Source organism: Desulfurellaceae bacterium (assembly GCA_021296095.1).
Lineage (GTDB): Bacteria > Desulfobacterota > Binatia > Bin18 > Bin18 > JAAXHF01.
Genome location: JAGWBB010000056.1, coordinates 17,656 through 40,563 on the forward strand (window position 1 = coordinate 17,656; position 22,908 = coordinate 40,563).

At 61.4% G+C, this 22,908-nt stretch carries 38 protein-coding genes and 1 pseudogene; all 39 read right to left on the reverse strand.

Annotated elements, in window-relative coordinates; translation table 11 throughout:
• Nucleotides 1-597: pseudogene (locus J4F42_14005) on the reverse strand (enoyl-CoA hydratase/isomerase family protein).
• 31 nt (nt 598-628) lie between these two features.
• Nucleotides 629-1,660, reverse strand: coding sequence for an alpha/beta fold hydrolase (locus J4F42_14010; GenBank protein ID MCE2486625.1), 1,032 nt, complete (start codon nt 1,658-1,660; stop codon nt 629-631).
• Between the two features lie 42 nt (nt 1,661-1,702).
• Nucleotides 1,703-2,647 carry a glutathione S-transferase family protein gene (locus J4F42_14015; protein ID MCE2486626.1) on the reverse strand — a complete coding sequence of 315 codons (945 nt, stop codon included), beginning with the start codon at nt 2,645-2,647 and terminating at the stop codon, nt 1,703-1,705.
• A 17-nt stretch (nt 2,648-2,664) separates the two neighbouring features.
• Nucleotides 2,665-2,964: a DUF2283 domain-containing protein gene (locus J4F42_14020; protein ID MCE2486627.1), complete on the reverse strand. Its 300-nt coding sequence runs from the start codon at nt 2,962-2,964 to the stop codon at nt 2,665-2,667.
• 335 nt (nt 2,965-3,299) lie between these two features.
• A complete protein-coding gene (trpA, locus tag J4F42_14025; protein MCE2486628.1) occupies nt 3,300-4,457 on the reverse strand; it encodes a tryptophan synthase subunit alpha in 1,158 nt (385 codons plus the stop codon).
• The gene (trpB, locus tag J4F42_14030) at nt 4,454-5,662 is read right to left on the reverse strand and encodes a tryptophan synthase subunit beta (GenBank protein MCE2486629.1); all 1,209 of its coding nucleotides are present in this window, start codon (nt 5,660-5,662) and stop codon (nt 4,454-4,456) included. The genes trpA and trpB overlap by 4 nt, the downstream gene beginning before the upstream one ends.
• Nucleotides 5,646-6,266 (reverse strand): phosphoribosylanthranilate isomerase, encoded by a 621-nt coding sequence (locus tag J4F42_14035; GenBank protein ID MCE2486630.1) that lies wholly within the window; start codon nt 6,264-6,266, stop codon nt 5,646-5,648. Before J4F42_14035 ends, trpB begins: the two co-directional genes overlap by 17 nt.
• A 22-nt stretch (nt 6,267-6,288) precedes the next feature.
• On the reverse strand, nt 6,289-7,071 hold the full coding sequence (gene trpC, locus J4F42_14040; GenBank protein MCE2486631.1) for an indole-3-glycerol phosphate synthase TrpC: 783 nt from the start codon (nt 7,069-7,071) through the stop codon (nt 6,289-6,291).
• On the reverse strand, nt 7,068-8,087 hold the full coding sequence (gene trpD, locus J4F42_14045; protein ID MCE2486632.1) for an anthranilate phosphoribosyltransferase: 1,020 nt from the start codon (nt 8,085-8,087) through the stop codon (nt 7,068-7,070). Before trpD ends, trpC begins: the two co-directional genes overlap by 4 nt.
• A 9-nt stretch (nt 8,088-8,096) precedes the next feature.
• Nucleotides 8,097-8,711 carry an SPOR domain-containing protein gene (locus J4F42_14050; GenBank protein ID MCE2486633.1) on the reverse strand — a complete coding sequence of 205 codons (615 nt, stop codon included), beginning with the start codon at nt 8,709-8,711 and terminating at the stop codon, nt 8,097-8,099.
• Nucleotides 8,712-8,870: 159 nt separating this feature from the next.
• Nucleotides 8,871-9,248: a 50S ribosomal protein L17 gene (gene rplQ, locus J4F42_14055; protein ID MCE2486634.1), complete on the reverse strand. Its 378-nt coding sequence runs from the start codon at nt 9,246-9,248 to the stop codon at nt 8,871-8,873.
• 30 nt (nt 9,249-9,278) lie between these two features.
• On the reverse strand, nt 9,279-10,304 hold the full coding sequence (locus tag J4F42_14060) for a DNA-directed RNA polymerase subunit alpha (GenBank protein ID MCE2486635.1): 1,026 nt from the start codon (nt 10,302-10,304) through the stop codon (nt 9,279-9,281).
• Nucleotides 10,305-10,367: 63 nt separating this feature from the next.
• A complete protein-coding gene (rpsD, locus tag J4F42_14065; protein MCE2486636.1) occupies nt 10,368-11,000 on the reverse strand; it encodes a 30S ribosomal protein S4 in 633 nt (210 codons plus the stop codon).
• 125 nt (nt 11,001-11,125) lie between these two features.
• Nucleotides 11,126-11,524, reverse strand: coding sequence for a 30S ribosomal protein S11 (rpsK, locus tag J4F42_14070; GenBank protein ID MCE2486637.1), 399 nt, complete (start codon nt 11,522-11,524; stop codon nt 11,126-11,128).
• A gap of 25 nt (nt 11,525-11,549) precedes the next feature.
• Nucleotides 11,550-11,930 carry a 30S ribosomal protein S13 gene (rpsM, locus tag J4F42_14075; GenBank protein ID MCE2486638.1) on the reverse strand — a complete coding sequence of 127 codons (381 nt, stop codon included), beginning with the start codon at nt 11,928-11,930 and terminating at the stop codon, nt 11,550-11,552.
• A 26-nt stretch (nt 11,931-11,956) separates the two neighbouring features.
• A complete protein-coding gene (gene rpmJ, locus J4F42_14080) occupies nt 11,957-12,070 on the reverse strand; it encodes a 50S ribosomal protein L36 (protein MCE2486639.1) in 114 nt (37 codons plus the stop codon).
• Nucleotides 12,071-12,092: 22 nt separating this feature from the next.
• Entirely contained in the window at nt 12,093-12,860 is a 768-nt protein-coding gene (map, locus tag J4F42_14085; GenBank protein MCE2486640.1) for a type I methionyl aminopeptidase, read from the reverse strand.
• Nucleotides 12,861-12,876: 16 nt separating this feature from the next.
• On the reverse strand, nt 12,877-14,187 hold the full coding sequence (gene secY / locus J4F42_14090) for a preprotein translocase subunit SecY (protein ID MCE2486641.1): 1,311 nt from the start codon (nt 14,185-14,187) through the stop codon (nt 12,877-12,879).
• Between the two features lie 2 nt (nt 14,188-14,189).
• Nucleotides 14,190-14,627, reverse strand: coding sequence for a 50S ribosomal protein L15 (gene rplO, locus J4F42_14095; GenBank protein MCE2486642.1), 438 nt, complete (start codon nt 14,625-14,627; stop codon nt 14,190-14,192).
• Nucleotides 14,617-14,814 (reverse strand): 50S ribosomal protein L30, encoded by a 198-nt coding sequence (rpmD, locus tag J4F42_14100; GenBank protein ID MCE2486643.1) that lies wholly within the window; start codon nt 14,812-14,814, stop codon nt 14,617-14,619. The genes rplO and rpmD overlap by 11 nt, the downstream gene beginning before the upstream one ends.
• Nucleotides 14,811-15,332 carry a 30S ribosomal protein S5 gene (gene rpsE, locus J4F42_14105; protein ID MCE2486644.1) on the reverse strand — a complete coding sequence of 174 codons (522 nt, stop codon included), beginning with the start codon at nt 15,330-15,332 and terminating at the stop codon, nt 14,811-14,813. Before rpsE ends, rpmD begins: the two co-directional genes overlap by 4 nt.
• An 11-nt stretch (nt 15,333-15,343) precedes the next feature.
• The gene (gene rplR / locus J4F42_14110; protein ID MCE2486645.1) at nt 15,344-15,709 is read right to left on the reverse strand and encodes a 50S ribosomal protein L18; all 366 of its coding nucleotides are present in this window, start codon (nt 15,707-15,709) and stop codon (nt 15,344-15,346) included.
• A gap of 4 nt (nt 15,710-15,713) precedes the next feature.
• Complete coding sequence (gene rplF, locus J4F42_14115) at nt 15,714-16,262, reverse strand: 50S ribosomal protein L6 (GenBank protein MCE2486646.1); 549 nt, start codon at nt 16,260-16,262, stop codon at nt 15,714-15,716.
• A gap of 21 nt (nt 16,263-16,283) precedes the next feature.
• The gene (gene rpsH / locus J4F42_14120) at nt 16,284-16,679 is read right to left on the reverse strand and encodes a 30S ribosomal protein S8 (GenBank protein ID MCE2486647.1); all 396 of its coding nucleotides are present in this window, start codon (nt 16,677-16,679) and stop codon (nt 16,284-16,286) included.
• A gap of 8 nt (nt 16,680-16,687) precedes the next feature.
• A complete protein-coding gene (locus J4F42_14125) occupies nt 16,688-16,873 on the reverse strand; it encodes a type Z 30S ribosomal protein S14 (GenBank protein ID MCE2486648.1) in 186 nt (61 codons plus the stop codon).
• Between the two features lies 1 nt (nt 16,874).
• Entirely contained in the window at nt 16,875-17,414 is a 540-nt protein-coding gene (rplE, locus tag J4F42_14130) for a 50S ribosomal protein L5 (GenBank protein ID MCE2486649.1), read from the reverse strand.
• Nucleotides 17,415-17,431: 17 nt separating this feature from the next.
• The gene (gene rplN / locus J4F42_14135; GenBank protein MCE2486650.1) at nt 17,432-17,800 is read right to left on the reverse strand and encodes a 50S ribosomal protein L14; all 369 of its coding nucleotides are present in this window, start codon (nt 17,798-17,800) and stop codon (nt 17,432-17,434) included.
• An 18-nt stretch (nt 17,801-17,818) separates the two neighbouring features.
• The gene (gene rpsQ / locus J4F42_14140; GenBank protein MCE2486651.1) at nt 17,819-18,076 is read right to left on the reverse strand and encodes a 30S ribosomal protein S17; all 258 of its coding nucleotides are present in this window, start codon (nt 18,074-18,076) and stop codon (nt 17,819-17,821) included.
• An 8-nt stretch (nt 18,077-18,084) separates the two neighbouring features.
• Nucleotides 18,085-18,291 carry a 50S ribosomal protein L29 gene (locus J4F42_14145; GenBank protein MCE2486652.1) on the reverse strand — a complete coding sequence of 69 codons (207 nt, stop codon included), beginning with the start codon at nt 18,289-18,291 and terminating at the stop codon, nt 18,085-18,087.
• Entirely contained in the window at nt 18,278-18,706 is a 429-nt protein-coding gene (gene rplP / locus J4F42_14150; GenBank protein MCE2486653.1) for a 50S ribosomal protein L16, read from the reverse strand. The genes J4F42_14145 and rplP overlap by 14 nt, the downstream gene beginning before the upstream one ends.
• A 33-nt stretch (nt 18,707-18,739) precedes the next feature.
• Nucleotides 18,740-19,402 (reverse strand): 30S ribosomal protein S3, encoded by a 663-nt coding sequence (gene rpsC, locus J4F42_14155; GenBank protein MCE2486654.1) that lies wholly within the window; start codon nt 19,400-19,402, stop codon nt 18,740-18,742.
• 9 nt (nt 19,403-19,411) lie between these two features.
• On the reverse strand, nt 19,412-19,747 hold the full coding sequence (rplV, locus tag J4F42_14160; protein MCE2486655.1) for a 50S ribosomal protein L22: 336 nt from the start codon (nt 19,745-19,747) through the stop codon (nt 19,412-19,414).
• A gap of 11 nt (nt 19,748-19,758) precedes the next feature.
• Nucleotides 19,759-20,040, reverse strand: coding sequence for a 30S ribosomal protein S19 (rpsS, locus tag J4F42_14165; GenBank protein MCE2486656.1), 282 nt, complete (start codon nt 20,038-20,040; stop codon nt 19,759-19,761).
• Nucleotides 20,041-20,042: 2 nt separating this feature from the next.
• Nucleotides 20,043-20,864, reverse strand: a complete 822-nt coding sequence (rplB, locus tag J4F42_14170) for a 50S ribosomal protein L2 (protein ID MCE2486657.1) — start codon at nt 20,862-20,864, stop codon at nt 20,043-20,045.
• A gap of 3 nt (nt 20,865-20,867) precedes the next feature.
• Nucleotides 20,868-21,161: a 50S ribosomal protein L23 gene (locus J4F42_14175; protein ID MCE2486658.1), complete on the reverse strand. Its 294-nt coding sequence runs from the start codon at nt 21,159-21,161 to the stop codon at nt 20,868-20,870.
• Nucleotides 21,158-21,775 (reverse strand): 50S ribosomal protein L4, encoded by a 618-nt coding sequence (gene rplD / locus J4F42_14180; protein ID MCE2486659.1) that lies wholly within the window; start codon nt 21,773-21,775, stop codon nt 21,158-21,160. Before rplD ends, J4F42_14175 begins: the two co-directional genes overlap by 4 nt.
• Before the next feature lie 29 nt (nt 21,776-21,804).
• Complete coding sequence (rplC, locus tag J4F42_14185; GenBank protein MCE2486660.1) at nt 21,805-22,437, reverse strand: 50S ribosomal protein L3; 633 nt, start codon at nt 22,435-22,437, stop codon at nt 21,805-21,807.
• 9 nt (nt 22,438-22,446) lie between these two features.
• A complete protein-coding gene (gene rpsJ, locus J4F42_14190) occupies nt 22,447-22,755 on the reverse strand; it encodes a 30S ribosomal protein S10 (GenBank protein MCE2486661.1) in 309 nt (102 codons plus the stop codon).
• A gap of 64 nt (nt 22,756-22,819) precedes the next feature.
• Nucleotides 22,820-22,908 (reverse strand): hypothetical protein (locus J4F42_14195; protein MCE2486662.1); only part of this gene is annotated, 89 nt, incomplete at its 5' end.

Below are 22,908 nucleotides of genomic sequence, written 5' to 3' on the forward strand. Positions count from 1 at the left end.
CTCATCGGGCGCCAGGACGGCGTTGACGAGTCCCATCGCATACGCCTCGTCGGTCAGAAACACGCGGCTCGACAGCAACACATCGTTGGCCCGGGTCAGGCCGATCAAACGCGGCAGCAGCCACGACAGACCGAACTCGGCGGGCAGGTTGAGTTTGCCGTGGGCCGTCGTCAGCTTGGCTCCGGTCACGGCAAAACGCAGGTCGGCATAACAGGCCAGGACCAGACCCACCCCGGCGGCCGCGCCGTTGATGGCCGCAATGACCGGCTTGCTCAGACCGAACTGGCAGGCAAAATCCGCGTCAAACTCTGGCCGCACGCCATAGCCGGGCCGGGCCATCTCCTGCGGCGTACCTGGATCGTAGCCGCCCTTGTCCACATGGCCCTCCAGGGCCCGGGAGTCGGCGCCGACACAAAACGTGTCGCCGGCTCCGGTCACGACAATCACCCCCACCGCCGGGTCGTGCTCGGCCTGCTCCAGCGCCCAGCGATATTCGGCGTGCATCCGTCCGGTCCACGAGTTCCTGCGCTGCGGACGGTTCAGGGTCAGCGTCGCAATGCCGTCGGTGACTTGGTAGCGAATAACTTTCAGTTCCATACGTGTTTCCTGTCGTCGGCCAGCAGCCGGCTTAGACGTCGTCAATCTGCTGGAGATAGGCCGGCTCCAGCCCGAACAGTCCCAGGTGACCGTACATGCTGTGGAGCACCCGAAACTCGCTGTTGGGAATGAGCTTGTGCTCGGCTTCGCAGTCGCGCGGCGGAAAGAACATGTCTTCGTCAATGGGCAGGACAAAGACCTTGGCGGTGATGCGGGCCAGGGCCTGAGCCAGATCGCCGCCGGTGTGGCGGCTGACATCACCGCGCTGCCACTTCCAGGCCATGCACAACAGATTGTTCGGATCCATAGGCAGAAAGTAGTGTTCGACAAAGCCGACGATAAAGTCTTCGAGCGATGAGAACCCCAGCTCCCGCCAGGTTTCCTGCTTAAACATCTCGGTGCAGAAACCCATCACCCCCCACAGCCGGGCGTGCCGACGTAGGCCCAGGTGCACGGCGTGCGGGTCGGTGTACCAACCCGTATTCCAGGCCGGGTCCGAGGTGATGGCCTCGGTCAGGGTCTCGACGAACAGAAAGTCGTGCGGAGTGTTTTTGGCCGTACCGGCCAGGGGGGCGGCGCGTTTGACCATATCTGGATAGCGCACGGCCCACTCGTAGGTCTGCTGAGCGCCCATCGAGCCGCCACACACCAGTTCCAGTCGCTCAATCCCGAACTGCTCGGTCACCAGCTTGTGCTGGGCACGTACGTCATCGCCAATCCGTATACGCGGGAAACGGGCCATGTTGAACGGGGCGGGCGTATTGGTCGGCGAACTCGACAGGCCATTGCCGAGCTGGTTGGCGATGATGACAAAATACCGGTCTGGATCAATCGCCCGGCCCGACCCGACGTGTACGTCGGCCATGATCTTGCTCGTGCCCGAGTACCAGGTCGGCAGCAAGATGGCATTACTCTTGTCCGCGTTCAGCGTGCCGAGCGTAGTGTAGGCGAGCTGGCCGGCGTGAAGCGTGCCACCTTCTTCCAGTCCGAAGTCGCCGAGTTGAAAAAGCTGGAAAGGACCGTGCTTGTCCTGGGAGTAGTAGGAGTTGAACAGCTCAGCCATGACGCCTCTCCTTGTTTTCTGTCCTGCGTCGGCAGAGCCCGCTCAGGTCGAAATCTGGCGCAACTGATAGCCAAAACGCGGAAAGTGGACGGTCACCAGCCCGGTCCGTGCATGGCTATGCTGAAGCGCCATACGCACCGCATCAATAGAGACCAGGCTGCCGATACTAGGGTTGGCCTTTCCGTAATCGGTCGGCGTCACCGCGACCGTCTGGCCGAGGGCAGGATCGCCGTCGAACGGTTCGCTCGGTGGCGGTGGCGGCGGGTCGGCGGCGGCGGCCAGGTCCAGCGCCTCAGGCGCACTCATGGGTCGGAAATCCCCGTGCCCCCGGGCTGCAACCCGATCCATCCAGCGTCGTATCGGCTCGGGAATAAGCGCCAGGCGCTGGCCCGACAGCTGGTCCATGACCCACAGCGGGTGGTAGATCACACAGTCGGCCAGCGACATGCTGTCGCCACACACATAGGCACGTCCGTCGCTCAGCATGTCGTGAATCCAGGCCAGCTGGGGACGCAGCTGGCTCAGGTTCTTGTTGGCCGCCGCCTGCCGGTGGGCCAGACCGGGCTCTGGTTTGCCGAGCAGGGCTGCCCGGTCGGCCAGGAAGTCGGGCGTGAAGCGTTCGGCATCGGCGTAGGTACACGAGGTGTAGTTGATGGTGTTACGGGTCAGGATGGCGTCGGTCCAGCGTTCCAGACCGGCAATAAAAGCCCGTTGGGCCGCCACATCCGGCCCGGGATAGAGCGAAGGCTGGGGAAAGCGCCGCTCCAGCTCTTCAATAATCCGTACTGTATCGCAGTAGACCTCGGCTCCGATCTGGAGGGCTGGGGCGCGACGGTAGCCACCGGTGAGCGGCAGGTAGTCCGGCTTGGGCAGGACGGGAGGGATCTCAACCGAGTGCCAGGACAGCCCTTTGAGCCCCAGCACGAGGCGGACCTTTTCGGAGTAGTTGGAGAAATCGTAGTGGTGCAGAATGAGTTCGGCGGCCATAGCCCCTCCCCAGCCTCTTAGTCTGGATTTTGCCCAGCGTCATCCAGGCTGCCTCGTTCTCCTGTGTTCTGTCCAGAGAGCAGGAGCCACTCGCTGAAGTGCTCAATCATGACCCCGATAACGCTCGTTTCCTCCTCCGAGGCAAAGCCGATGTACACATACTCGTCGATGTCTTCCCACACGCTCGGGACAGGGCTATCGACAAAGTACACCGTCAAGGCATCTGCGCCAGGATTGTAGTGAACCCACAGTTGAGCTGGATCGAGTTTCTTGGGGAAATAGCTCTTGACCGACTCGGGGATGCTTATCGACGCCATTGGATCGTCTCTCCCTTTTTCAGCCGTCTGACTCTGTAGGCCGTGATAGCTTCTCCCTGCTCGACCACCACCTTCAGCCATCTTTGCGGGTGCGCCTGGTATGTCCGGTAGTACACCAAACGCCGGGGATCAACAACGTCCTGGGCAATGACGGCAGGCGATTCAATCGTTGTAGCGATCTGGTTTACGTCTGATAGCTCAGGATGTTCCAGGAGAATGTGAGACGTATAGCAGTTTTCTGTCAATCGCACTTTTCGCCCGAGCGGGTCCGTAGCCGTGAAGACAGAGACGCTCATCCTTCAACTGTATCCCAGCTGGCCCACCCTTGCCGCGCGTTATCTTCTCGCCCAGACATCGTACTCGACCAGTGGTGTGGTCTTGGTACGGAGGAAAGTATCAGCTTGACGTTTACCTTCCATGGCAGAGCCAGCTTTGCGGATCGTCGCAATACGCCACCCACTCTCGTCGAGACTACTCTTGACGAGATCAAGGGGGTTAGCACGCCGATCCGGAATACCACCGAAACGGACGACCAACGTGGCCTCATCCGTGCATACCGCCGCTGCATTACGCCAGACCCGGCGTAAGTCGGCCGCAAAGTCTTCAGGGCTTGAGTGAATAACCTGATCCTGTTTGGTATAGTCCACGGTATCAGGGCCACCTACAAACCAGTTACGCAGCCATTGGTCTGGGATATAGGTATTCATCCCGTAGTATGGGGGGGAGGTGATCACCCAATTAAAACGGGAGTCAGGAGTTTCTGGCTGGAGCGCTTCGGCGACGCGACTGTCAGCCAGCCTCACAATCCCTGTCATAGTGGACACAACAGTCTCGTAGTAGCGCTTCGCTCGCCGTTCAATCACAGCAAGAACATCCACCGGGTGCGAGATGGCCCGAATGCGGCGCACCATCTCCGACAAATCGACCGGCAGCGAGGTGCGGGCACCGGTCACACCGGTCACAGACACATAGTAGACAAAGCCGCGGGCCTGGCTGAGGACGGCGCCGGCCCGATCCAGAGAGCTGGTCGGCGCCAGCAGGAAAATGAGGTCGAGATCGTGCGCGTCGGTCTCGCGCTTGAGTTCATCGGCCTCCTCGGGCGGCAGGTCTACGCACAACACGCCGTCCACCCCGGCATCCCGGGCGTCGTGGGCAAAGCGCCGGCCGCCGTAGCGGAAGATCGGATTGTAGTAGGTGAACAGAATGATCGGGATGCTGAGGGAACGACGCAGACGTTGGACTAGCTCAAGAATGCCCGCCAGCGAGGTTCCGCTCCGCAGGGCGCGCTCGGCCGCCCGTTGGTGGGTCGGCCCATCGGCCATGGGATCAGAAAAGGGGACGCCGAGTTCGATGATATCGGCTCCCTGACGGGCGAGTTCGTGAACCAGCTCAAAAGTGGTCTCCAGGTCAGGATCGCCAGCCGTAATATAGGGAATGAGCCCGACTTCCCGGCGCGCGCGCAGGGCGGCAAAGGTGTCGGCGATCCGCGTCATTCCCTGCCCTCTCTCTTGTCGCGCGACTCTTCCACATACCGGGCAACACTTTCCAGATCCTTGTCGCCCCGTCCCGACACGTTAATCACCACCGTCTCCTCGGGCCGCAGGCGCGGCACCAGAGACGCCGCATAGGCGATGGCGTGGGCGCTTTCCAGGGCCGGGATGATGCCCTCGGTCTCGGCCAGCAGCTGGATGGCGGCAACGGCCTCGTCGTCCCTGACCGTGACATACTCGACGCGCCCCCGGTCGTTGAGATGGCTCAGCTCCGGTCCGACCCCGGGATAGTCGAGGCCGGGCGCCAGGGAGTAGGTATCCTGGATCTGGCCCAGCTCGTCTTGCAGCACGTAGCTCTTGCTGCCGTGCAGGACGCCGATGTGGCCGCCGTTGATCGAGGCGGCGTTCTGCCCGGGTCCCAGGCCGCCGGCCTCAACCCCGATCATGCGGACCTGATCCGCCGACAGAAAGGGCGCAAATAAGCCCATAGCGTTGCTGCCGCCGCCCACACAGGCAATCAGATAGTCGGGCAAACGACCGGTCTGTTTGCGCACCTGTCGCCTGGTCTCGCGGCCAATCACCGACTGAAAGTCGCGGACCAGCATGGGATAGGGGTGTGGGCCAGCCACGGTGCCGATCACATAAAACGTAGAGCCGACCTGGGTGATCCAGTCCCGCAGGGCCTCGTTCATGGCATCTTTGAGGGTGCGAGTGCCGGCCGCCACCTCGCGCAGCTTGGCGCCCAGCAGGCGCATCCGAAAAACATTCGGCGCCTGGCGGACAATGTCGTCGCTGCCCATGAAGACCTCGCACTCGAAGCCGAACAGGGCGGCAACGGTAGCGGTCGCAACGCCGTGCTGGCCCGCTCCGGTCTCGGCGATCAGGCGCCGCTTGCCCATGCGTTTGGCCAGCAGAGCCTGACCGATGGTGTTGTTGATCTTATGCGCCCCGGTGTGGCACAGATCTTCCCGCTTGAGATAGACCTTGGCTCCGCCCAGACGCTGGGTCAGACGCTCGGCAAAGGTCAGGGGGGTTGGGCGACCGACGTATTCTTGGCGCAGAGCGCGCAACTCGGTCTGAAACGTCGGGTCACGCCGACACTGACGATACAGAGCCTCCAGCTCAATCAGCGCCGGCATCAGGGTTTCGGCAACGTAGCGTCCCCCGTACGGACCAAAGTGACCACGGCTGTCAGGCTGTCTTGGCATACTGGATAAAGGCGCGGAGTTTGTCGGCATCCTTCTGGCCTGGGGCACACTCCACGCCGCTGGCGACATCGACCGCCCAGGGCTGTACGGTGCGGATTGCCGTAGCGACGTTCTCGGGCGTTAAGCCACCGGCCAGAATAAGACGCAGGCGCTGGTCCTCGGGCAGCCCGGCCAGCCGGGACCAGACAAAGCTGGTCCCGGTCCCTCCGTATCGGCCCGGACGGTAGGTGTCAAGCAACACATAGTCGGCCGGGTGGGTGGACCAGTCCGGGAGCAGGGGCTCAGCCCCGACCCGCAGAGCTTTAATCGTTTTCTGTTGCCAGCCACGGCAGTCTGGCGCGGTTTCATCGCCGTGGAACTGGACGGCGTGCAGGCCGAGTCGCTCGGCCAGTGCCGCCACCTGGTGTCGCGGAGCGTTCACAAACACCCCGACCCGCCAGACCGTGGGCGGGAGAAGAGCACAGATGGCCCGGGCGGTCGGCTCGGACACGTAGCGCGGGCTAGGCGGGTAGAAGTTGAGGCCGATCAGATCGGCGCCAGCCTCGACCGCCAGACGCGCGTCATCAACATTGGTAATGCCGCAGATTTTAACCCGGATCGTCATCTGACGCTGAGAGAGACGCGGCTCACGGGGCAGCCCGGAGCATCGCCCGGAGGGGTTCGCCAGGGTCTGGGGCGGCCATGAAGGTCTCGCCGATCAAAAACGCCCTGGCGCCCCGCGCTTCGAGTCGGTCCAGTTGCTCGGCCCGTGACAGACCGCTCTCTGACACCACAGTCACGTCGGGCGGAATATGCCGCAGCAGACGTTCAGTCGTCTCGATGCTGGTCTGAAACGTGCGCAGATCGCGGTTGTTGATGCCCAGCAGCGAGACCTGGCAGGCCAGGGCGCGTTCAAGTTCGGCCTCGTCATGCACCTCAACCAGACAATCGAGCCGCAGAGAGTCGGCCAGCGCCGCCAACTCCTGGAGCTGGGTGTCTGACAGAATGGCGACGATCAGCAGGATGGCGCTCGCCCCATACGACCGGGCTTCATACACCTGATAGGGATCGAACACAAAATCCTTGCGCAGCAGCGGGAGACCGACATGCTCGCGAATCAGGCCTAGATAGTCGAGATGCCCCTGAAAGAACTTCTGATCGGTCAGCACCGAGATGGCGGCGGCACCGGCTGCGGTATAGGTGTGGGCCAGCCGCAGCGGGTCAAAGTCCGCCCGGATGACGCCCTTTGACGGTGAGGCCTTTTTTACCTCGGCGATAATCGTTCGACCGGGGTGCTGCTGGAGCGCCTGCAGGAAGGCGGGCGGCACGGCCTGGAAGTGGACCGAATCCTGTAACTGGACCAGGGAAACCGTCCGTTTCTGAGCAGCCAGCTCGGTCCGTTTGTGGGCCACAATGTCGTCGAGAATCATACCGCTTCCGTGAGGCTCAGAGCAATGTAAGCGTCAAGAGTTCGCGCGGCAGCTCCGCTATCAATGGCGGCTTGGGCACGGGCGACCCCCTGGCCGACAGACGAGACGAGATCGCCGACGTACAGCGCGGCCCCGGCGTTGAAACATACGATATCACGGGCCGGGCCGGGCTGACCGGCAAAAACATGGCGGATGAGGTCGGCCGATTCCTGGGCGCTGCTCACCTGCAGCTCGGACAGCCGGCAGGCGGACAGGCCGAATTCGGTGGGCTGGACCGTATAGGTCTTGACCTGCCCCTCGGTCCACTCGGCAACGTGGCTGGGACCGGACAGCGAGAGTTCATCCAGCCCGTCGGCGCCGTGGACGACCAGCGCATGGCGACTCCCCAGGCGACCCAGGGCTTCGGCCAGCGGCACGACCCAGCGCTGGGCAAAAACGCCGATGAGCTGGTGTCCGGCCCCGGCCGGGTTGGTCAGCGGGCCGAGCAGGTTGAAAATCGTCCGAATCCCGATTTCTCGACGCGGTCCAACGGCGTATCGCATCGCCTTATGAAAGGCCGGCGCCAGAAAGAAGCCGAAGCCGACTGTCCGCAAGGAGTGGGCCACCTGTTCCGGCGTCAGTTCAATGTGTGCTCCAAGCGTTTCCAGGACATCCGCGCCGCCAACCACGCCGGACATGGCACGGTTGCCGTGCTTGGCCACACGGCCGCCAGCCGCGACAACGACAAAGGCCGCGGCAGTGGAAATGTTGAAGGTGCGGCAGCCATCCCCGCCAGTACCACACGTATCAATGACCGGCCCGGGCGGCTCGACCCGGGTGGCGCGGTCTCGCATCACCCTGGCTGCACCGGCAATCTCGGCCACAACCTCGCCCTTCACGTGCAAACCGGTCAACAGGGCGCCGATTTGGGCCGGGGTGGCCTGGCCGTCCATGATCTCGGCGGTGACCAGAGCCATCTCCTGCTCGCTCAGGTCATGGCCAGCGGCCACACGGGCGATGGCCTCTCGTACCGTCATAGATTGCTCTCAGTGCAAAACGGGGTAGGCCTGGGCAAAGGTTTTCTGGTGTCGGAAACGCGAGATCGCCGCCTTGGCCTCCAGCTCTTCACTAAAGGGACCGACCCGGACCCGATACCACACCCTGCCCTGCCGAACGACCTTGCTGACCGAGGGGCTGTAGCCCTGTTGGCGCAGACGTTTCGCGGTCTGCCGAGCGGTTTGCTGCCGGGTCGTAGCCTGGACCTGGACACTCCAGCGTCTCGGTTTGGCGGGCGGCTTTTCATGCTGCGCGCGTGGTGGGGCTGTGACGGATGGCTTGGCTTCAGGCGCGGCGGCAGGTGGCTCGGCCGTAGCCAAAAGAGGTAGCGGGGCGGGTGGTTCCGGGCTCTCTGGCTGCTGGACCGGAACCGCCGCTTGGGGACTGGGCAGAGGCAGCGCCGGTGAGCGGGCGAGGAGTTCTGTTTTCGACCGTCCAACAGGCACGCGTAGCGGCGTGGCCTGTTCGACCGTTTTCTGGGCTTGAACCTCTTTGCCAACATAGATGCCAAAGACAAAAATCAAAAGAGAAGCAAACAGGCAACTCACCACCAGTAGGCTTCCTTCAAACGCACTCACCTGTAACCGATACCGTCGCTGTGCCATACCCGTGTTCGGGCCGAGCCCTCAGCAAACCAGGGGGGTGGCATACAGCCCACCCCCCTGGTTCAGTATACTTTTGGCTCGTTCCACCCGCTCCTCCCACTCCTCCAACACTCGGCCCGCCCTCGCATGGCCCGTTCCACCGCCTACCGGCTGTGGTCTTTAGTCGGTCGCCGTCTCGGCTTCGCGTTCGGTGAACTCAATCAAGGATAGCGGAGCCGCGTCGCCGCGTCGAGGGCCGAGCTTGATAATCCGGGTATAGCCGCCGGCGCGATTCTCAAAACGCGGGGCAATGTCGTCAAACAAACGCGACACCAGGGTCCGGCTACCCAACTGGGCATAGGCCAGACGGCGGGCGTGCAGGGTATCCTTCTTGCCCAGGGTGACAATACGGTCGGCCCAGCGGCGGAGTTCTTTGGCCTTGGCGTCGGTCGTTTGGATTTGCTCGCGCTGGATGAGCGCCTTGAGCAGGTTGCGGATCAGTGCTCGGCGGTGCGCCGTGGTACGGTTCAGTTTTCGTCCAGTTTTGAGGTGTCGCATGACGGTTTATCTCATGTCCCCTACGGGGCTCTAGGAACTCAGCTCTGGCTCGTGTTCCACACGCAGGCGATCCAGCTCTTCCCGCAGGGGAAAGTCGTCGAGCTGCAGCCCCAACTCCAGCCCCATGCTCTGCAGGGTTTCCTTGATTTCGTTCAAGGATTTCCGACCGAAATTCTTGGTCTTGAGCAAGTCGGCCTCACTGCGCTGCACGAGTTCCCCAACATAGCGCAGGTCGGCGCTCTGGAGGCAGTTGGCAGAGCGTACTGACAGGTTCAATTCTTCAATCGGCTGGAGCAGATTCTCATTCACCACCACAGCCGGCTCTTCGCCGGTCTCAGGTCGCCATTCCTGCTCCCCACCCGGACCGGCAAAAACGTTGAGTTGGTCCTGGATAATCCGGGCCGCTGACGCGACCGCCTCTTCGGGCTTCAGACTGCCATCGGTCCATACTTCGAGGGCCAGCCGCTCATAATCGGTCCGTTGGCCGACGCGCGCATTGGTGATGGCGATATTCACCTTGCGTACCGGAGAAAACGCCGCGTCCAGCGGAATCGTGCCGATGGGGTCTTCCTCAGATTTATGCCGCTCGGCAGTCACATACCCCCGACCGGTCTGGACAACCGCCTCGAACTCGAGGCTGGTGTCTTTGCCCAGGCTGGCCAAACGTTTGTCGGGGTTCAGAATTTCGACCTGAGCGCCAACCGTCAGGTCGGCCGCAGTCACCTCACGCTGGCCCTGCACGTCGAGCCGGATCGTCTCCTGATCGGTGTCCTCAAGACGAAAACGGATTTCTTTGAGGTTGAGCAACAGGTCGGTGACGTCTTCGGTCATCCCTGACACGGTTGAGAACTCGTGCAGCACCCCGTTGATGCGCACCTTGGTGATGGCCGCGCCGGTCAGCGAGGAGAGCAAGACCCGGCGCAAAGCGTTCCCCAGAGTCGTGCCGAAACCTCGCTCAAAAGGTTCTCCGATAAAGCGACCATACGTGGGCGTGAGCGTTTGCTCCTCAACGTCGAGGTTCTGCGGCTTGATCAAACTATGCCAAGTGTCCTGCATGCTCCTCCCTCTTCCTTAGGCGCACGGGGCGACAATCCGGAGCCACCCTGGTGGCATGCGGTGTTAGACTTTCGAGTAGAGCTCAACAATCAGCTGTTCATTGACCGGCACGGTGAGGTCGGCCCGTCCGGGCAGGGCTTTCATTCTGCCGACGAACGTATCCTTCTCCACCTCCAACCATTCCGGTACGCCACGCCGCTGGGCCAGCTCGGCCGCCTCCTGGATACGGGCAATTTTCCGGCTCGCCTCCCGGACCTGGACCTCGTCGCCAATGCCGACCATATAGGAGGGAATGGTCACCCGACGATTATTGACCAGAAAGTGGCCGTGGCGGACGAGCTGTCTGGCCTCCGAACGCGAGGTCGCAAATCCCATCCGGTAGACGGTGTTGTCAAGACGGCGCTCCAGGAGCAAGAGCAGGTTCTCGCCGGTGACGCCGCGCTGGCGCTCGGCCAGGGAAAACATCCGGCGGAAGGGCTGCTCCAGGGCGCCGTAGATACGTTTGAGCTTCTGCTTCTCACGTAGCTGAATGCTGTACTCGGTCGCCTTCCGGCCCCTGCCCTGCCCGTGCTGTCCCGGCGGGTAGCTCCGCCGTTCTATCGCACATTTATCGGTGTAGCAGCGCTCTCCCTTGAGGAAAAGCTTGATTCCCTCTCGCCTGCACAGGCGACAGACTGGCCCGCTGTATCGCGCCACAAAATCCTCCAGCTTTCGTCTAGCTTGGTGGGGGGCTCCGTCGTGTCAGTGATGGCTCACCACAGTCGCTCTCGCGTGTGAGCGTTGACATGTGCCCTTTGACTTTCTTATCTTCCTCAACCGCCTCATACCCGTCGCCGTTTTGGAGGACGACAGCCGTTATGCGGAATCGGGGTCACGTCCCGGATGACGCTCACCGCAAAGCCGGTGGCCTGCAATGAGCGCAGGGCCGACTCCCGCCCCGCCCCCGGTCCCTTGACGTGGACCTGAACGGAACGCATACCGGCATCGGCCGCTTTTCGCGCCGCGCTCTCGGCCGCCATTTGGGCGGCATACGGCGTGCCTTTGCGCGAGCCTTTAAAGCCCACGCTGCCCGAACTGGCCCAGGCGACCGAATTCCCCTGCGGGTCGGTGATGGTCACGATGGTGTTGTTGAAGGTCGAGTAGATATGAACGACGCCCTCTGGGACCGACCGCTTCACGCGTTTCCTGCGTGTCGAAGCACGCTCGCCGGCTCTGGCCATGCCATGTTCTCCTTACAGCTGCGGACTAGCGGATCGGCGCCTGTTTCTTCCCGGCCACCGTGCGCTTGGGGCCTTTTCGGGTCCGCGAGTTTGTCTTGGTCCGCTGTCCCCGGACCGGCAGATTCTTGCGGTGTCGGATACCCCGATGGGAGCCGATGTCGATGTAGCGCTTGATATTACCGGTCACATCCCGGCGCAGGTCACCCTCAACCCGATAGTCTTCCTCAAGAACACGGCGAATCGTGGCAACCTCGTCATCGCTTAAGGCATCGGTGTTGCGCTCCAGCGGAACAGCGGCCGTCGCAAGGATGTCAGCTGCCGTCTTGCGCCCAATGCCGTAGACGTAGGTCAGGCCGATTTCGATCCGTTTGTTCCGGGGCAGTTCAATCCCGGCGACACGTGCCATGGTGCTTCTCCCTGTCCTCGCTGGTCCTAGCCTTGGCGTTGTTTGTGGCGGGGATTCTCACAAATAACGCGCACCTTGCCAAAGCGGCGAATAAGCTTGCATTTCCGACAAATCTTTTTGACCGAAGCCCGAACTTTCATACACGGCTCCTCTCTGACGATCTTAGAGCTGGCTCAGGATCTGTGGCCCGCGCTCCGTAATCGCGATGGAGTGCTCAAAATGCGCCGACAAGCTGCCGTCTTTTGTCACCGCGGTCCAGGCGTCGTCTTTCATCATGACCGCCGCCTGCCCCATATTGACCATGGGTTCAATCGCCAGAACCATCCCCTCTCGCAGGCGAACCCCGCGATTTTTGGTGCCATAGTTGGGAACGGCGGGATCCTCGTGCAGGCGTCGCCCGACCCCGTGGCCGACAAAATCGCGTACAACGGAAAAGCCCTCCCGTTCAACACGGTCCTGGATTGCGGCCGACACATTGCCCAAGCGGTTTCCGACCTGGGCCTGGGCGATCCCTTCTTCGAGCGACTCGGCCGTCGTGGTCAGGAGTTTGTGTGTACGCTCTGGGGCGGCTCCGAGCACAAAGGAGATGGCGGCGTCCCCATAAAAGCCCTCATGAATGACACCAAAATCAAGACTCACCACGTCTCCGTCTTGGATGGTGCGCGCAGTATTCGGAATCCCATGGACAATCTCATCGTTGATCGACACACAAATCGTGGCCGGAAAGGGTACCGAACCGTTGCGAATGGTATACCCCTTGAAGGCAGATGCGGCGCCCTTTTTCCGAATCAGTTCGGCGGCCCAGCGGTCGATTTCACCGGTTGAGATACCGGGGCGCACCTGCTCTCGCAGCTCAGCCAGGATCTCGATCACGATCCGGTTGGCTTTGCGCATGAGTGCAATTTCGTGTGGCGACTTGAGGAAGATCATAAGCCTGTAGCGTGGGCTATCCTCTGCGGCCCCGAATGCGGCCCCGTTTCATGAATCCTTCATAGTTGCGCATCATGATCTGGGTTTCCATTTGGCCGACCGTGTCAAGGGCCACACCCACAACGATCAGTAGCGCCGTTCCGCCAAAGAAGAACGGCACATTAAAGAAACTGACCAGCAGATTGGGTATGACACAAATGATGGCCACATAGATGGCGCCACTCAGGGTAATGCGGCTCAGCACCCGGTCGATGTATTCAGCCGTCCGCTGCCCCGGCCGGATCCCGGGGATAAACCCTCCGTATTTCTTCATATTGTCGGCAACGTCGGTCGGATTGAAGACCACCGCCGTGTAAAAGTAACAGAAGAAAATGATCATGGCTACATAAGCCAGGTTGTAGATGGAGCTGCCGGGAGCCAGGGTATCGGCCACGGCCTGGGCCCATGGATGCTCGGAGAACCCGGCTATGGTCACCGGAAAAATGAGGACCGACGAGGCAAAAATAGGCGGAATGACTCCTGCGGTATTGATCTTCAGCGGCAGATGCGAACTCTGCCCGCCGTAGACCTTGCGGCCGACCATCCGTTTGGCGTACTGCACCGGGATGCGCCGCTGGGAGCGTTCCATGAAGATCACCGCCCCCACAATGGCCACCATGCCAACCAACAGCAGCCCGACGGTCAGAATACCCAACTCGCCCTCACGCACAAATTCGGTCGTGGCGGTCACCGCCGAGGGAATGCTGGCCACAATGCCGGCAAAAATGACCAGGGAAATACCGTTGCCAATGCCCCGCTCGGTAATCTGCTCGCCCAGCCACATGATGAAGGCCGTACCGGCGGTGAGGGTAATCATGGTCATGATGCGGAAACTCCAGCCGGGCTCAAACACGACGGAGTTGCCACCCGGAGCCTGGATCTGCTCCAGGCCGATGCTGATGAAAAATCCCTGCAGCAGCGACAGCCCGACCGTGCTGTAGCGTGTGTATTGGGTAATTTTTCGCCGGCCCAGCTCGCCCTCTTTGGACAGGCGTTCGAGGGTGGGGACCACGACGGTCAGGAGTTGCAGGATAATGGAGGCGCTGATGTAGGGCATGATGCCCAGGGCGAAGATCGAAAAACGCTCCAGGGCTCCGCCGGAAAACAGATTGACCAGACCAAAGACGGTGCTGGCCGCCTGTTCAAAAAAGGCGGCCAGGGAGTCACTGTCAATGCCCGGCGTGGGAATGGCCACGCCAACGCGATACACCGCCAGCATGCCCAGGGTAAAAAACAGACGGCGCCGCAGTTCCGTAATCTTGGCGGCGTTTTGGAAGCCTTCGAGCATGATTATCCGACCTCTGCCACTCCGCCGGCGGCGGTGATCTTCTCGCGCGCCTGCCGGCTGAAGGCATCGGCTCTGACGGTCAGCGCCTTGGTGCACTCACCGCTGGCCAGGATTTTGATCTTCTTCCTGCCCCGCACCAAACCCGATGCACGCAGAACGTCGGCGTCAACACGCGTTCCAGCCTCGAAACGCTCCAGGCTGCCCAGGTTCACGACCTGGTACTCGGTCCGAAACGGGTTATGAAAGCCGCGCTTGGGCAGGCGCCGGGCGAGCGGCATCTGGCCGCCCTCGTAGCCGGGCGACAGCGTGGAGCCGGAACGCGAGCCCTCACCCTTATGGCCCCGCCCGGCGGTCTTGCCCTGACCCGAACCAGGACCGCGGCCGAGCCGCTTGCGGTTTTTTGTTGCCCCGGCGGCCGGTTTGAGATGACTAAGATCCATGCGCCCGTACCTCAATCAGATGGTAGACTTTTCTGAGCATACCCTGCAGCGAGGGCGAGTTGTTGCGGAGCACAGTCTTTTCCCGGTGGGTCAGGCCGAGGCCGCGCAACGTCTCACGCTGACGGCGGGTCTGGCCAATCCCACTTCGTTTGAGCGTGATTTCCAGCACATTCGAGGTTTCACTCATAGCCCTTCGCCTCGTAATTCTTCAACGCTTTTTCCCAGGCGTTCGGCAACCTGCTCGGGCAGGGCCAGACTGCGTAGCGCTTCCAGGGTCGCCCGCACGGAGTTGTGCGAATTGGTCGAACCCAGGCATTTGGTGAGCGCATTGCGTACGCCGGCCAACTCCATGACGGCGCGGACTCCGCCACCGGCGATCAGGCCGGTGCCTTGCGAAGCCGGCTTCAACAGCACCCGTCCGGCCCCGTGCCGGCCAATCACCTCGTAGGGCAGCGTTCCCTCGATGAGCGGGACATGGATCAGCGACTTCTTCGCCTTCTCCACCCCTTTGCGAATGGCTTCCGGAACCTCGTGCGCTTTGCCGAGTCCATACCCGACGTGGCCCTCACCGTCCCCGGCGACGACCACCGCGCTGAAGCTGAAGCGCCGTCCGCCTTTGACCACCTTGCTGACCCGGTTGATATGGACAACGCGTTCTTTGATATCAAGCCCGTCGGCATTGATTCGTTCATCGACAGGAGTCACGCCTCGCCTCCTTAGAATTGCAGGCCAGCCTCGCGGGCGGCTTCGGCAACCGCCCGGATACGGCCGTGATACAGAAAACCGTTGCGGTCGAAAATGACACGCTCAATACCCCGCTCCTGGCACCTGCGGGCAATCATCGTCCCGACTACCTTGGCCGCGTCAACATTCGCGGTTTTCTTGGTGTCGTCGAAGTCGCTCGACAAGGTTGAGGCCGTCAACAGAGTTTGTCCGCTCTGGTCGGAGATCACCTGGACATACAGATGTTTGCTGCTGCGGTAGACGCTCAGACGAGGACGGCTGTCCGTTCCTCGTACGCCTCGACGAACCCGTTTTTTACGGACCAGCCTGCCGTGTTCCCGAATATGTGTCCGCGCCATGGTCTCACTGCGCTCCTCCGGCAGCGGTTTTGCCGGCTTTTCTGCGAATATGCTCCTCTGCGTATTTGATACCCTTACCCTTATACGGTTCGGGCGGACGGAGGCGGCGAATCGCGGCCGCGACCTCGCCCAGCAGCTGTTTGTCGATTCCTTCAAGCGTGATCTCGGTCTGTCGCTCAATCTTGACCTGTACGCCCGGAGGCAACTGGAAGATAATGGGGTGAGAATAGCCCAGGGTAAACGTGATGCTATCGCCCGCGCCTTCGGCCCGATAGCCCACACCGTTGACCTCGAGCACCCGGGAGAACCCGTTGCTGACGCCCTGGATCATATTGGCGATCAGCTTTCGCGTCAGACCGTGCAGCGATTTGGCTTTACGGGACTCGTCCCGACGGGTGACGGCCACCTGCCCCGACGTGACCTGGATCGACAGGCAGGGGTCAACGCCGAAGTCCAGTTTGCCTTTTGGCCCTTCGGCGGTCACGGTTCCGTCGTGTTCCGACACAGTGACGGAGTCTGGAATGGGCACGGGCCAGCGTCCAATACCGGGCATGACTGTCCTCTCTTTTCCGTCTTACCACAGGCTGCACAAGATCTCGCCGCCGACGTGCTGTTTACGCGCCTCGCGGTCGACGAGCACCCCGCGAGAGGTCGAGACAATGCTCACCCCGAGGCCGTTGCGCACCAGGGGAATCTCGCCCGCTCCGACATATTTGCGCAGGCTGGGTTTGCTCTCGCGTTGCAGTCCGAACAGGACCGGACGACCGCTCGAGTCGTACTTGAGCTGGATCCGTAACATCCGGCGGGGCCCATCCTGGACGGTGCTCAACTCGGTGATATAGCCTTCCTGCTTCATCACCGTCGCGATCGCTTCTTTGATGCGCGACCACGGGCAATCCACGCGCTCCTTGCGTGCGTGCAGGGCGTTGCGCACGCACGACAACATATCTGCAATTGGGTCTGCGATCATACCTGCCTCTACCAGCTGGCCTTGGTCAGGCCAGGGATCTGCCCCATCAGTGCCAAACCCCTCAGGCACAGGCGGCACATCCGGAAACGCCGATAAAAACCACGCGAGCGCCCACACAAGGGACAGCGGTTGTACTGGCGGACCTTGAATCGCGGTTTGCGTTCAGCTTTTACTCGTAGACATGTTCTCGCCATATTAACTCCGAAACGGCATCCCCATGGCCCGCAACAGGGCACGCCCCTCTGCGTCGGTCCGGGCAGAGGTGACCATGGTAACGGTCAGGCCTTTCACCTGCTCGACTTTATCCAGATTGATCTCCGGGAAAATAGTATGCTCCCGGATCCCCAGCGAGTAGTTCCCGCGCCCGTCAAAAGCGCGTTCAGAAACTCCCCGAAAGTCCCGTACCCGGGGCAGGGCGACGTTGACCAGACGGTCGAAAAATTCGTACATGATCTCGCCCCGCAGGGTCACCGCGCAGCCAATCGGCATACCCTCGCGTAGCTTGAAGTTGGCGATCGATTTATGGGCCTTGGTCACCACCGGTTTCTGACCGGCAATCAGGCTCAGCTCGGCCACCCCGCTTTCGATCAGCTTGGCATTCTGGACGGCGTCTCCCAGCCCCATGTTGAGGGCGATCTTTTCCAGCTGGGGGACTTGCATGATATTGCGGTAGCCCAACTCCTGTCTGAGGGCGGGCAACACTCGGCCGTGGTAAACGTCTTTAAGGCGTGCCATGGGTCTTCCAGTGTGTCTCAGAGCACCTCGGGAGCCAGCGAAATAATCTTCATGAAACGCTTGGCGCGTAGCTCCCGCGCAACCGGACCGAAAATGCGCGTCCCAATCGGCTCGCGCTGATTATCGAGCAGAACCGCCGAGTTGGTATCGAAACGAATGTAGGATCCGTCCGGGCGGCCGATTTCCTTGGCCGTCCTGACGATCACAGCCCGCATGATATCGCCTTTTTTGACCTTGGTGTTGGGCAGCGCCTCGCGCACCGAGACGATGATCTCGTCGCCAACAGAGGCATAGCGCCGTCGCGTTCCGCCCAGGACTCGGATGCAACGGACCGCACGAGCGCCGGAGTTATCGGCGACATCCAGCACGGTTTCGACCTGTACCATCCCAGACTCCTTTACCCCTCAGTCCACATTTGCCGGTCTGAGAACGGTCTGCACCCGCCAGTTTTTCTCTTTGCTCAGCGGCCGTGTCTCAACAATGGACACCCGATCCCCGAGGTGGCAGCGGTTCTCGGGGTCGTGCACTTTGTATTTCTTGCGTTGACGGACGTATTTGCGGTACATGGGATGCTGCACAAGGCGCTCCACCCGCACGATGACGGTCTTGTCCATCTTATCGCTGACGACAATTCCCTGGCGTGTTTTTCGCTGTCCAGCCACGGTGTTCCCTACTCTTGCGCCTGTCCGGCGCGCGCACGTTCGTGTTGAATGGTTTTGAGCCGGGCCAAGTCGCGGCGCAGCAGCCGCGCCTGCATGGGGTTGTCAACCTGGCCAGTCCCTTTTCGCATACGGACCCGGAAGAGTTCTTCGGTCAGCTCGCGCTCTTTTTGGCGGGCTTCGTCCTCGGTCAACTCACGTATCTCACGCGCTCGCATAGGGGGTCTCACTCCGGTCTCGAATTTGGGTGCTGACTGAGAGCTTGTGCGAGGCGAGCCGTAGGGCTTCGCGGGCCAGCTCTTCAGGTACCCCTTCCATCTCAAATATGATGTGGCCGGGCTTGACCACCGCAACCCAAAACTCCGGGCCGCCCTTGCCTTTGCCCATGCGGGTTTCGGCCGGCTTCTTGCTCACCGGCTTGTGGGGGAAAACCCGAATCCAGATCTGTCCGCCACGTCTGGCGTGGCGGGTGAGCGCAATCCGGGCCGCCTCGATCTCGCGGGCGGTAACCCAGCCCAATTCGGTCGATTGCAAGCCATACTCACCAAAAGCCAGGGCGTTACCGCGCTGGGCGATACCGCGCATTTTACCGCGGTGGTGTTTCCGATAGCGAACTTTTTTGGGAGCAAGCATCGCGCAAAGTCCTTATTTGTGGGCGCAACAGCCTCAGGCACCAATGGCGTTCCGCTGCTGTTCCTCTTCGCGGGTGAGGACCTCGCCGCGAAAAATCCACACCTTAACCCCAATGATCCCGTAGGTCGTCTTTGCTTCTGCCGTGCCGTAGCTGATATCGGCGCGCAGGGTATGGAGGGGAACGCGGCCCTCCCGATACCACTCGGTCCGGGCAATTTCCGCCCCGGCCAGACGGCCCGAGCAGCGGACCTTGACGCCCTGGGCGCCCATCCGGATCGCCCGCGCCACGCTCTCTTTCATCGCCCGCCGAAAGGCCACCCGACGCTCGAGCTGAAGCGCTACGTTTTCAGCCACCAGCTGACCGTCGATGTCGGGCCGACGCACCTCGTGGATGTTGAGGTAGACCTCGCGCTCGGTCAAACCCGACAACTCCGATTTGAGCTTGTCAATCTCGGCCCCTTTTTTGCCGATCACGATGCCCGGCCGGGAGGTGTAGATATTAATTTTGGCTTTGTTGGCCGCCCGTTCGATCTCGATCTTGGACAGTCCGGCGTGGTACAGCCGCTTCTTGATGAAGGACCGCAGGCGCAGGTCTTCGTGCAACAGGTCAGCGTATTCTTTCTCAGCAAACCAGCGTGATTCCCAGCTTTCCAGCACGCCGAGACGAAATCCTTTGGGATGAACTTTCTGGCCCATGCACTTCTCCTACTTTCCTTCGTCAACAACAACCGTGAAGTGGCTGGTGCGTTTCCGAATCGGGGTAGCCCGGCCGTGAGCCCGTGGTCTGAAACGTTTCAGCATAGCACCGCCGTCAATATGGACGCGCTTGACGTACAGATCGTCAGGATCGACGTTTTGGGTATCGGTGGCGTTGGCGATGGCGGAACGCAGCGTCTTGGCCAGAATGCTGGCCGCTTTCTTGGGGGTGAAACGCAGCACCAGCAACGCCTCTTCGACCCGCTTACCACGAATCAGGTCGGCCACAAGACGGGCCTTGCGTGGGGACATCCGTACCTGGCGCGCGATGGCTTTTACTTCCATGGGGGGCGCTCCTATCGCCTTCTCTCGCCTTTTCGATCACCGGCGTGGCCGTAAAACGTCCGGGTTGGAGAAAACTCTCCGAGTTTATGGCCGACCATGTTTTCGGTCACATAGACTGGGACGAACCTGCGACCGTTATGGACGGCAAAGGTATAGCCGATCATCTCGGGAATGATGGTTGAACGCCGGGACCAGGTCCGGATCACTTTTCTGTCTCCGCTGTCCGACACGGCCTGCACCTTTTTCATCAGATGCTCGTCAACAAAGGGACCTTTTTTGACCGAACGCGGCATGGCTATTTCTTTCTCTTTTGCACGATATATTTATCGGTCCGCGGGTTACGGCGGGTTTTATGGCCTTTGGCCAACACCCCCCATGGGCTCTGGGGGTGGTTGCCCTTGCTCTGACCTTCGCCACCGCCATGGGGGTGATCAATAGGGTTCATGGCGATACCGCGCACGTGCGGCCGGATGCCAAACCAGCGTGAACGTCCGGCTTTTCCGTAGCGGATATTTTCGTGGTCGGTATTGCCGACCTGACCAATGGTCGCCCGACATCGCTGATGGATCAGGCGCATCTCGCCGGACGGCATTTTGAGCGTCGCATAGTCGCCCTCCTTGGCCATCAGTTGGGCAGACGTGCCGGCCCCGCGCACCAACTGTCCACCGGCGCCGATCTTCAGCTCAATATTATGCACCTGGGTTCCGAGTGGGATATTACGCAGCGCCAGGGTATTGCCGGGCTGGATGTCGGCCCCCTCGCCAGACATCACCTGGCCGCCGACGGCGAGGCCGACCGGAGCCAGAATGTAGCGTTTCTCGCCGTCCCGGTAGTGGAGCAGGGCGATATGGGCGGAGCGGTTGGGGTCGTACTCGATAGAGGCGACCGTGGCCGGTACACCATCTTTTTCGCGGTGAAAGTCGATAATCCGATACCGTCGCTTGTGGCCCCCGCCCCGATGCAGATTGGTGATGCGGCCACGGTTGTTGCGCCCGCCACGCTTGTGGAGCGGAGCCAGCAGAGAGCGTTCGGGCGAATTCTTGCTCAGCTCCCGAGCACTCGACACACTCTGCGAACGGCGGCCGGGAGAGGTCGGTTTGTAGACGCGAATCGCCATCGGCTAGGCTCCTTCAAAGAAATCGATGCGATCCCCGGCGGCCAGGGTGACATAGGCTTTTTTCCAGGCCGGCTTGCGCCCGACCGAACGACCGACGCGACGGGTTTTGCCCAGATACTGGATCGTCCGGACCTGGTCGACTTTGACCTGGAAGAGCTGTTCTACCGCCCGCTTGATCTCTATTTTGTTGGCCTGGGGGTGCACCTTGAAAACAACTTGGTTGCCGGTCGCATTGACCAGGGTTGCCTTTTCGGTAATCAGCGGGGCGGCAAGAATGGTGTGGGGATTCTGACTCATGGTGCAAGCCTCTGGCTCACCCGCTCAAGCGCCGCCCGGGTGAACAGACAGTGCTGGTAGCGCAACAGATCGTAGACATTCAGACCAACGCAGCGTAAGACTTTGACCTGCGGCAGATTCCGGGCCGCTCGCTCAACCGCCTGATCCGCATCGGCAATCACGACCAGGACGCCGCCGGTGAGTTCCAGGCGGGACAAGAATTCCGCCATGTGTTTGGTTTTCGGCTCGGGCAGACCAATCTGATCGACGACGGTCAGGTTTCCGTCGCGCTGCTTGTGGGCAAGGGCGGCACACAGGGCGGTGCGACGCGCACTGCGGGGCAGACGGTAGGCGTACGAGCGGGGCTGTGGACCAAAGACGGTCGCTCCGCCGACCCACAGCGGAGAACGGTTGCTGCCGGCCCTGGCCCGGCCGGTCCCCTTCTGGCGCCACGGTTTCTTTCCTCCGCCACGGACCTGGCTGCGCGTCTTTGTGGCTGCGGTACCGGCCCGACGCCCGGCGCGCTGCATTTTGACCACCTCGTACAGGAGGTGTTCGCGCGGGGGCTGGGCTGCAATGGCGGGAGGAAGCTCAATTTCGCCCACTGTCTCGCGCTCAGGCGAGAGGACCGGAATCCGTACTGCTGCTTGCGCGTCCACCGTCCCTATCCCTTCTTGGTCTTGCTGAGCGTGACAATGCCGCCCTGCGCGCCCGGTACGGCACCGTGGACGAGAACCAGATGCTCTTCGGAGCGAATGGCAACAATGCGCAGGTTCTTGGTCGTCGTCCGGGCGTTCCCATACTGGCCGGCCATGGACTTGCCCTTGAAAATTTTGCCCGGGTAGGCACAGTTGCCGATCGCCCCACCATGCCGAAAGTACTCGTGGGTGCCGTGGCTAGCGGGCGTACCGCTCATGCCGTGGCGCTTCATGACCCCGGTGTAGCCCCGTCCCTTTGTCCTGCCAACAACGTCAACTCGCTCTCCGGTCTGAAAAATCTGCTCGGCAGTGATTTGGTTCCCGACTTCGTAGCCTTCGACTTCAGGCGTCCGAAATTCGCGCAGAACCGCAAACGGACCTGCCCCAGCGGCCTGGCAGTGGCCCGCGACAGGCTTGCTCACCCGCCGGGGTTTCCGGCTGCCAAAGCCGAGCTGCAGGGCGGCGTAGCCGTCTTTTTGCTCGGTCTTCTTTTGGACGACCGTGCAGGGTCCGGTCTGGATGACGGTTACCGGAACCAGCGTCCCCTGTTCGGTAAAGACCTGACTCATGCCCAGTTTTCGCCCGATTAAGCCATGCATAGCGCTTCCTTATTCAAGCTTGATCTCCACATCAACGCCGGCGGCCAGTTCCAGTTTACCCAGCGCATCAATTGTCTGCTGGGTGGGGTCAAGAATATCCAAGAGACGCTTGTGGGTTCGGATTTCAAACTGTTCACGCGACTTTTTATCCACATGGGGAGAACGGTTGACGGTAAAGCGCTCAATCCGGGTCGGCAGAGGAATGGGACCGGCCACCCTCCCCCCAGTCCGCTTGACCGTCTCGACAATCTCTTTGACCGACTGATCCAAGACGCGGTGATCGTAGGCTTTCAGGCGGATCCGGATCTTTTCGTTCATGATGTTCATACAACTGGACCCATTGTCTCAGCAAGCGACGCCGCAGATCCGTCCCTGGCGGCCGCTACTCCAGAATTTTAGCGACGACGCCGGCACCCACCGTGCGGCCCCCCTCCCGAATCGCAAACCGTAACCCCTCGTCCATCGCTATCG

Coding starts and splice junctions, on each gene's coding strand:
- J4F42_14010 (MCE2486625.1), bottom strand. CDS start 1,660: ATGGCTGAGCTGTTCAACTCCTACTACTCCCAGGACAAGCACGGTCCT.
- J4F42_14015 (MCE2486626.1), bottom strand. CDS start 2,647: ATGGCCGCCGAACTCATTCTGCACCACTACGATTTCTCCAACTACTCC.
- J4F42_14020 (MCE2486627.1), bottom strand. CDS start 2,964: ATGGCGTCGATAAGCATCCCCGAGTCGGTCAAGAGCTATTTCCCCAAG.
- trpA (MCE2486628.1), bottom strand. CDS start 4,457: ATGACGCGGATCGCCGACACCTTTGCCGCCCTGCGCGCGCGCCGGGAA.
- trpB (MCE2486629.1), bottom strand. CDS start 5,662: ATGCCAAGACAGCCTGACAGCCGTGGTCACTTTGGTCCGTACGGGGGA.
- J4F42_14035 (MCE2486630.1), bottom strand. CDS start 6,266: ATGACGATCCGGGTTAAAATCTGCGGCATTACCAATGTTGATGACGCG.
- trpC (MCE2486631.1), bottom strand. CDS start 7,071: ATGATTCTCGACGACATTGTGGCCCACAAACGGACCGAGCTGGCTGCT.
- trpD (MCE2486632.1), bottom strand. CDS start 8,087: ATGACGGTACGAGAGGCCATCGCCCGTGTGGCCGCTGGCCATGACCTG.
- J4F42_14050 (MCE2486633.1), bottom strand. CDS start 8,711: ATGGCACAGCGACGGTATCGGTTACAGGTGAGTGCGTTTGAAGGAAGC.
- rplQ (MCE2486634.1), bottom strand. CDS start 9,248: ATGCGACACCTCAAAACTGGACGAAAACTGAACCGTACCACGGCGCAC.
- J4F42_14060 (MCE2486635.1), bottom strand. CDS start 10,304: ATGCAGGACACTTGGCATAGTTTGATCAAGCCGCAGAACCTCGACGTT.
- rpsK (MCE2486637.1), bottom strand. CDS start 11,524: ATGGCCAGAGCCGGCGAGCGTGCTTCGACACGCAGGAAACGCGTGAAG.
- rpsM (MCE2486638.1), bottom strand. CDS start 11,930: ATGGCACGTGTCGCCGGGATTGAACTGCCCCGGAACAAACGGATCGAA.
- rpmJ (MCE2486639.1), bottom strand. CDS start 12,070: ATGAAAGTTCGGGCTTCGGTCAAAAAGATTTGTCGGAAATGCAAGCTT.
- map (MCE2486640.1), bottom strand. CDS start 12,860: ATGATCTTCCTCAAGTCGCCACACGAAATTGCACTCATGCGCAAAGCC.
- secY (MCE2486641.1), bottom strand. CDS start 14,187: ATGCTCGAAGGCTTCCAAAACGCCGCCAAGATTACGGAACTGCGGCGC.
- rplO (MCE2486642.1), bottom strand. CDS start 14,627: ATGGATCTTAGTCATCTCAAACCGGCCGCCGGGGCAACAAAAAACCGC.
- rpmD (MCE2486643.1), bottom strand. CDS start 14,814: ATGAGTGAAACCTCGAATGTGCTGGAAATCACGCTCAAACGAAGTGGG.
- rplR (MCE2486645.1), bottom strand. CDS start 15,709: ATGGCGCGGACACATATTCGGGAACACGGCAGGCTGGTCCGTAAAAAA.
- rplF (MCE2486646.1), bottom strand. CDS start 16,262: ATGCCCGGTATTGGACGCTGGCCCGTGCCCATTCCAGACTCCGTCACT.
- rpsH (MCE2486647.1), bottom strand. CDS start 16,679: ATGATCGCAGACCCAATTGCAGATATGTTGTCGTGCGTGCGCAACGCC.
- J4F42_14125 (MCE2486648.1), bottom strand. CDS start 16,873: ATGGCGAGAACATGTCTACGAGTAAAAGCTGAACGCAAACCGCGATTC.
- rplE (MCE2486649.1), bottom strand. CDS start 17,414: ATGGCACGCCTTAAAGACGTTTACCACGGCCGAGTGTTGCCCGCCCTC.
- rplN (MCE2486650.1), bottom strand. CDS start 17,800: ATGGTACAGGTCGAAACCGTGCTGGATGTCGCCGATAACTCCGGCGCT.
- J4F42_14145 (MCE2486652.1), bottom strand. CDS start 18,291: ATGCGAGCGCGTGAGATACGTGAGTTGACCGAGGACGAAGCCCGCCAA.
- rplP (MCE2486653.1), bottom strand. CDS start 18,706: ATGCTTGCTCCCAAAAAAGTTCGCTATCGGAAACACCACCGCGGTAAA.
- rpsC (MCE2486654.1), bottom strand. CDS start 19,402: ATGGGCCAGAAAGTTCATCCCAAAGGATTTCGTCTCGGCGTGCTGGAA.
- rplV (MCE2486655.1), bottom strand. CDS start 19,747: ATGGAAGTAAAAGCCATCGCGCGCCAGGTACGGATGTCCCCACGCAAG.
- rpsS (MCE2486656.1), bottom strand. CDS start 20,040: ATGCCGCGTTCGGTCAAAAAAGGTCCCTTTGTTGACGAGCATCTGATG.
- rplB (MCE2486657.1), bottom strand. CDS start 20,864: ATGGCGATTCGCGTCTACAAACCGACCTCTCCCGGCCGCCGTTCGCAG.
- J4F42_14175 (MCE2486658.1), bottom strand. CDS start 21,161: ATGAGTCAGAATCCCCACACCATTCTTGCCGCCCCGCTGATTACCGAA.
- rplC (MCE2486660.1), bottom strand. CDS start 22,437: ATGCATGGCTTAATCGGGCGAAAACTGGGCATGAGTCAGGTCTTTACC.
- rpsJ (MCE2486661.1), bottom strand. CDS start 22,755: ATGAACGAAAAGATCCGGATCCGCCTGAAAGCCTACGATCACCGCGTC.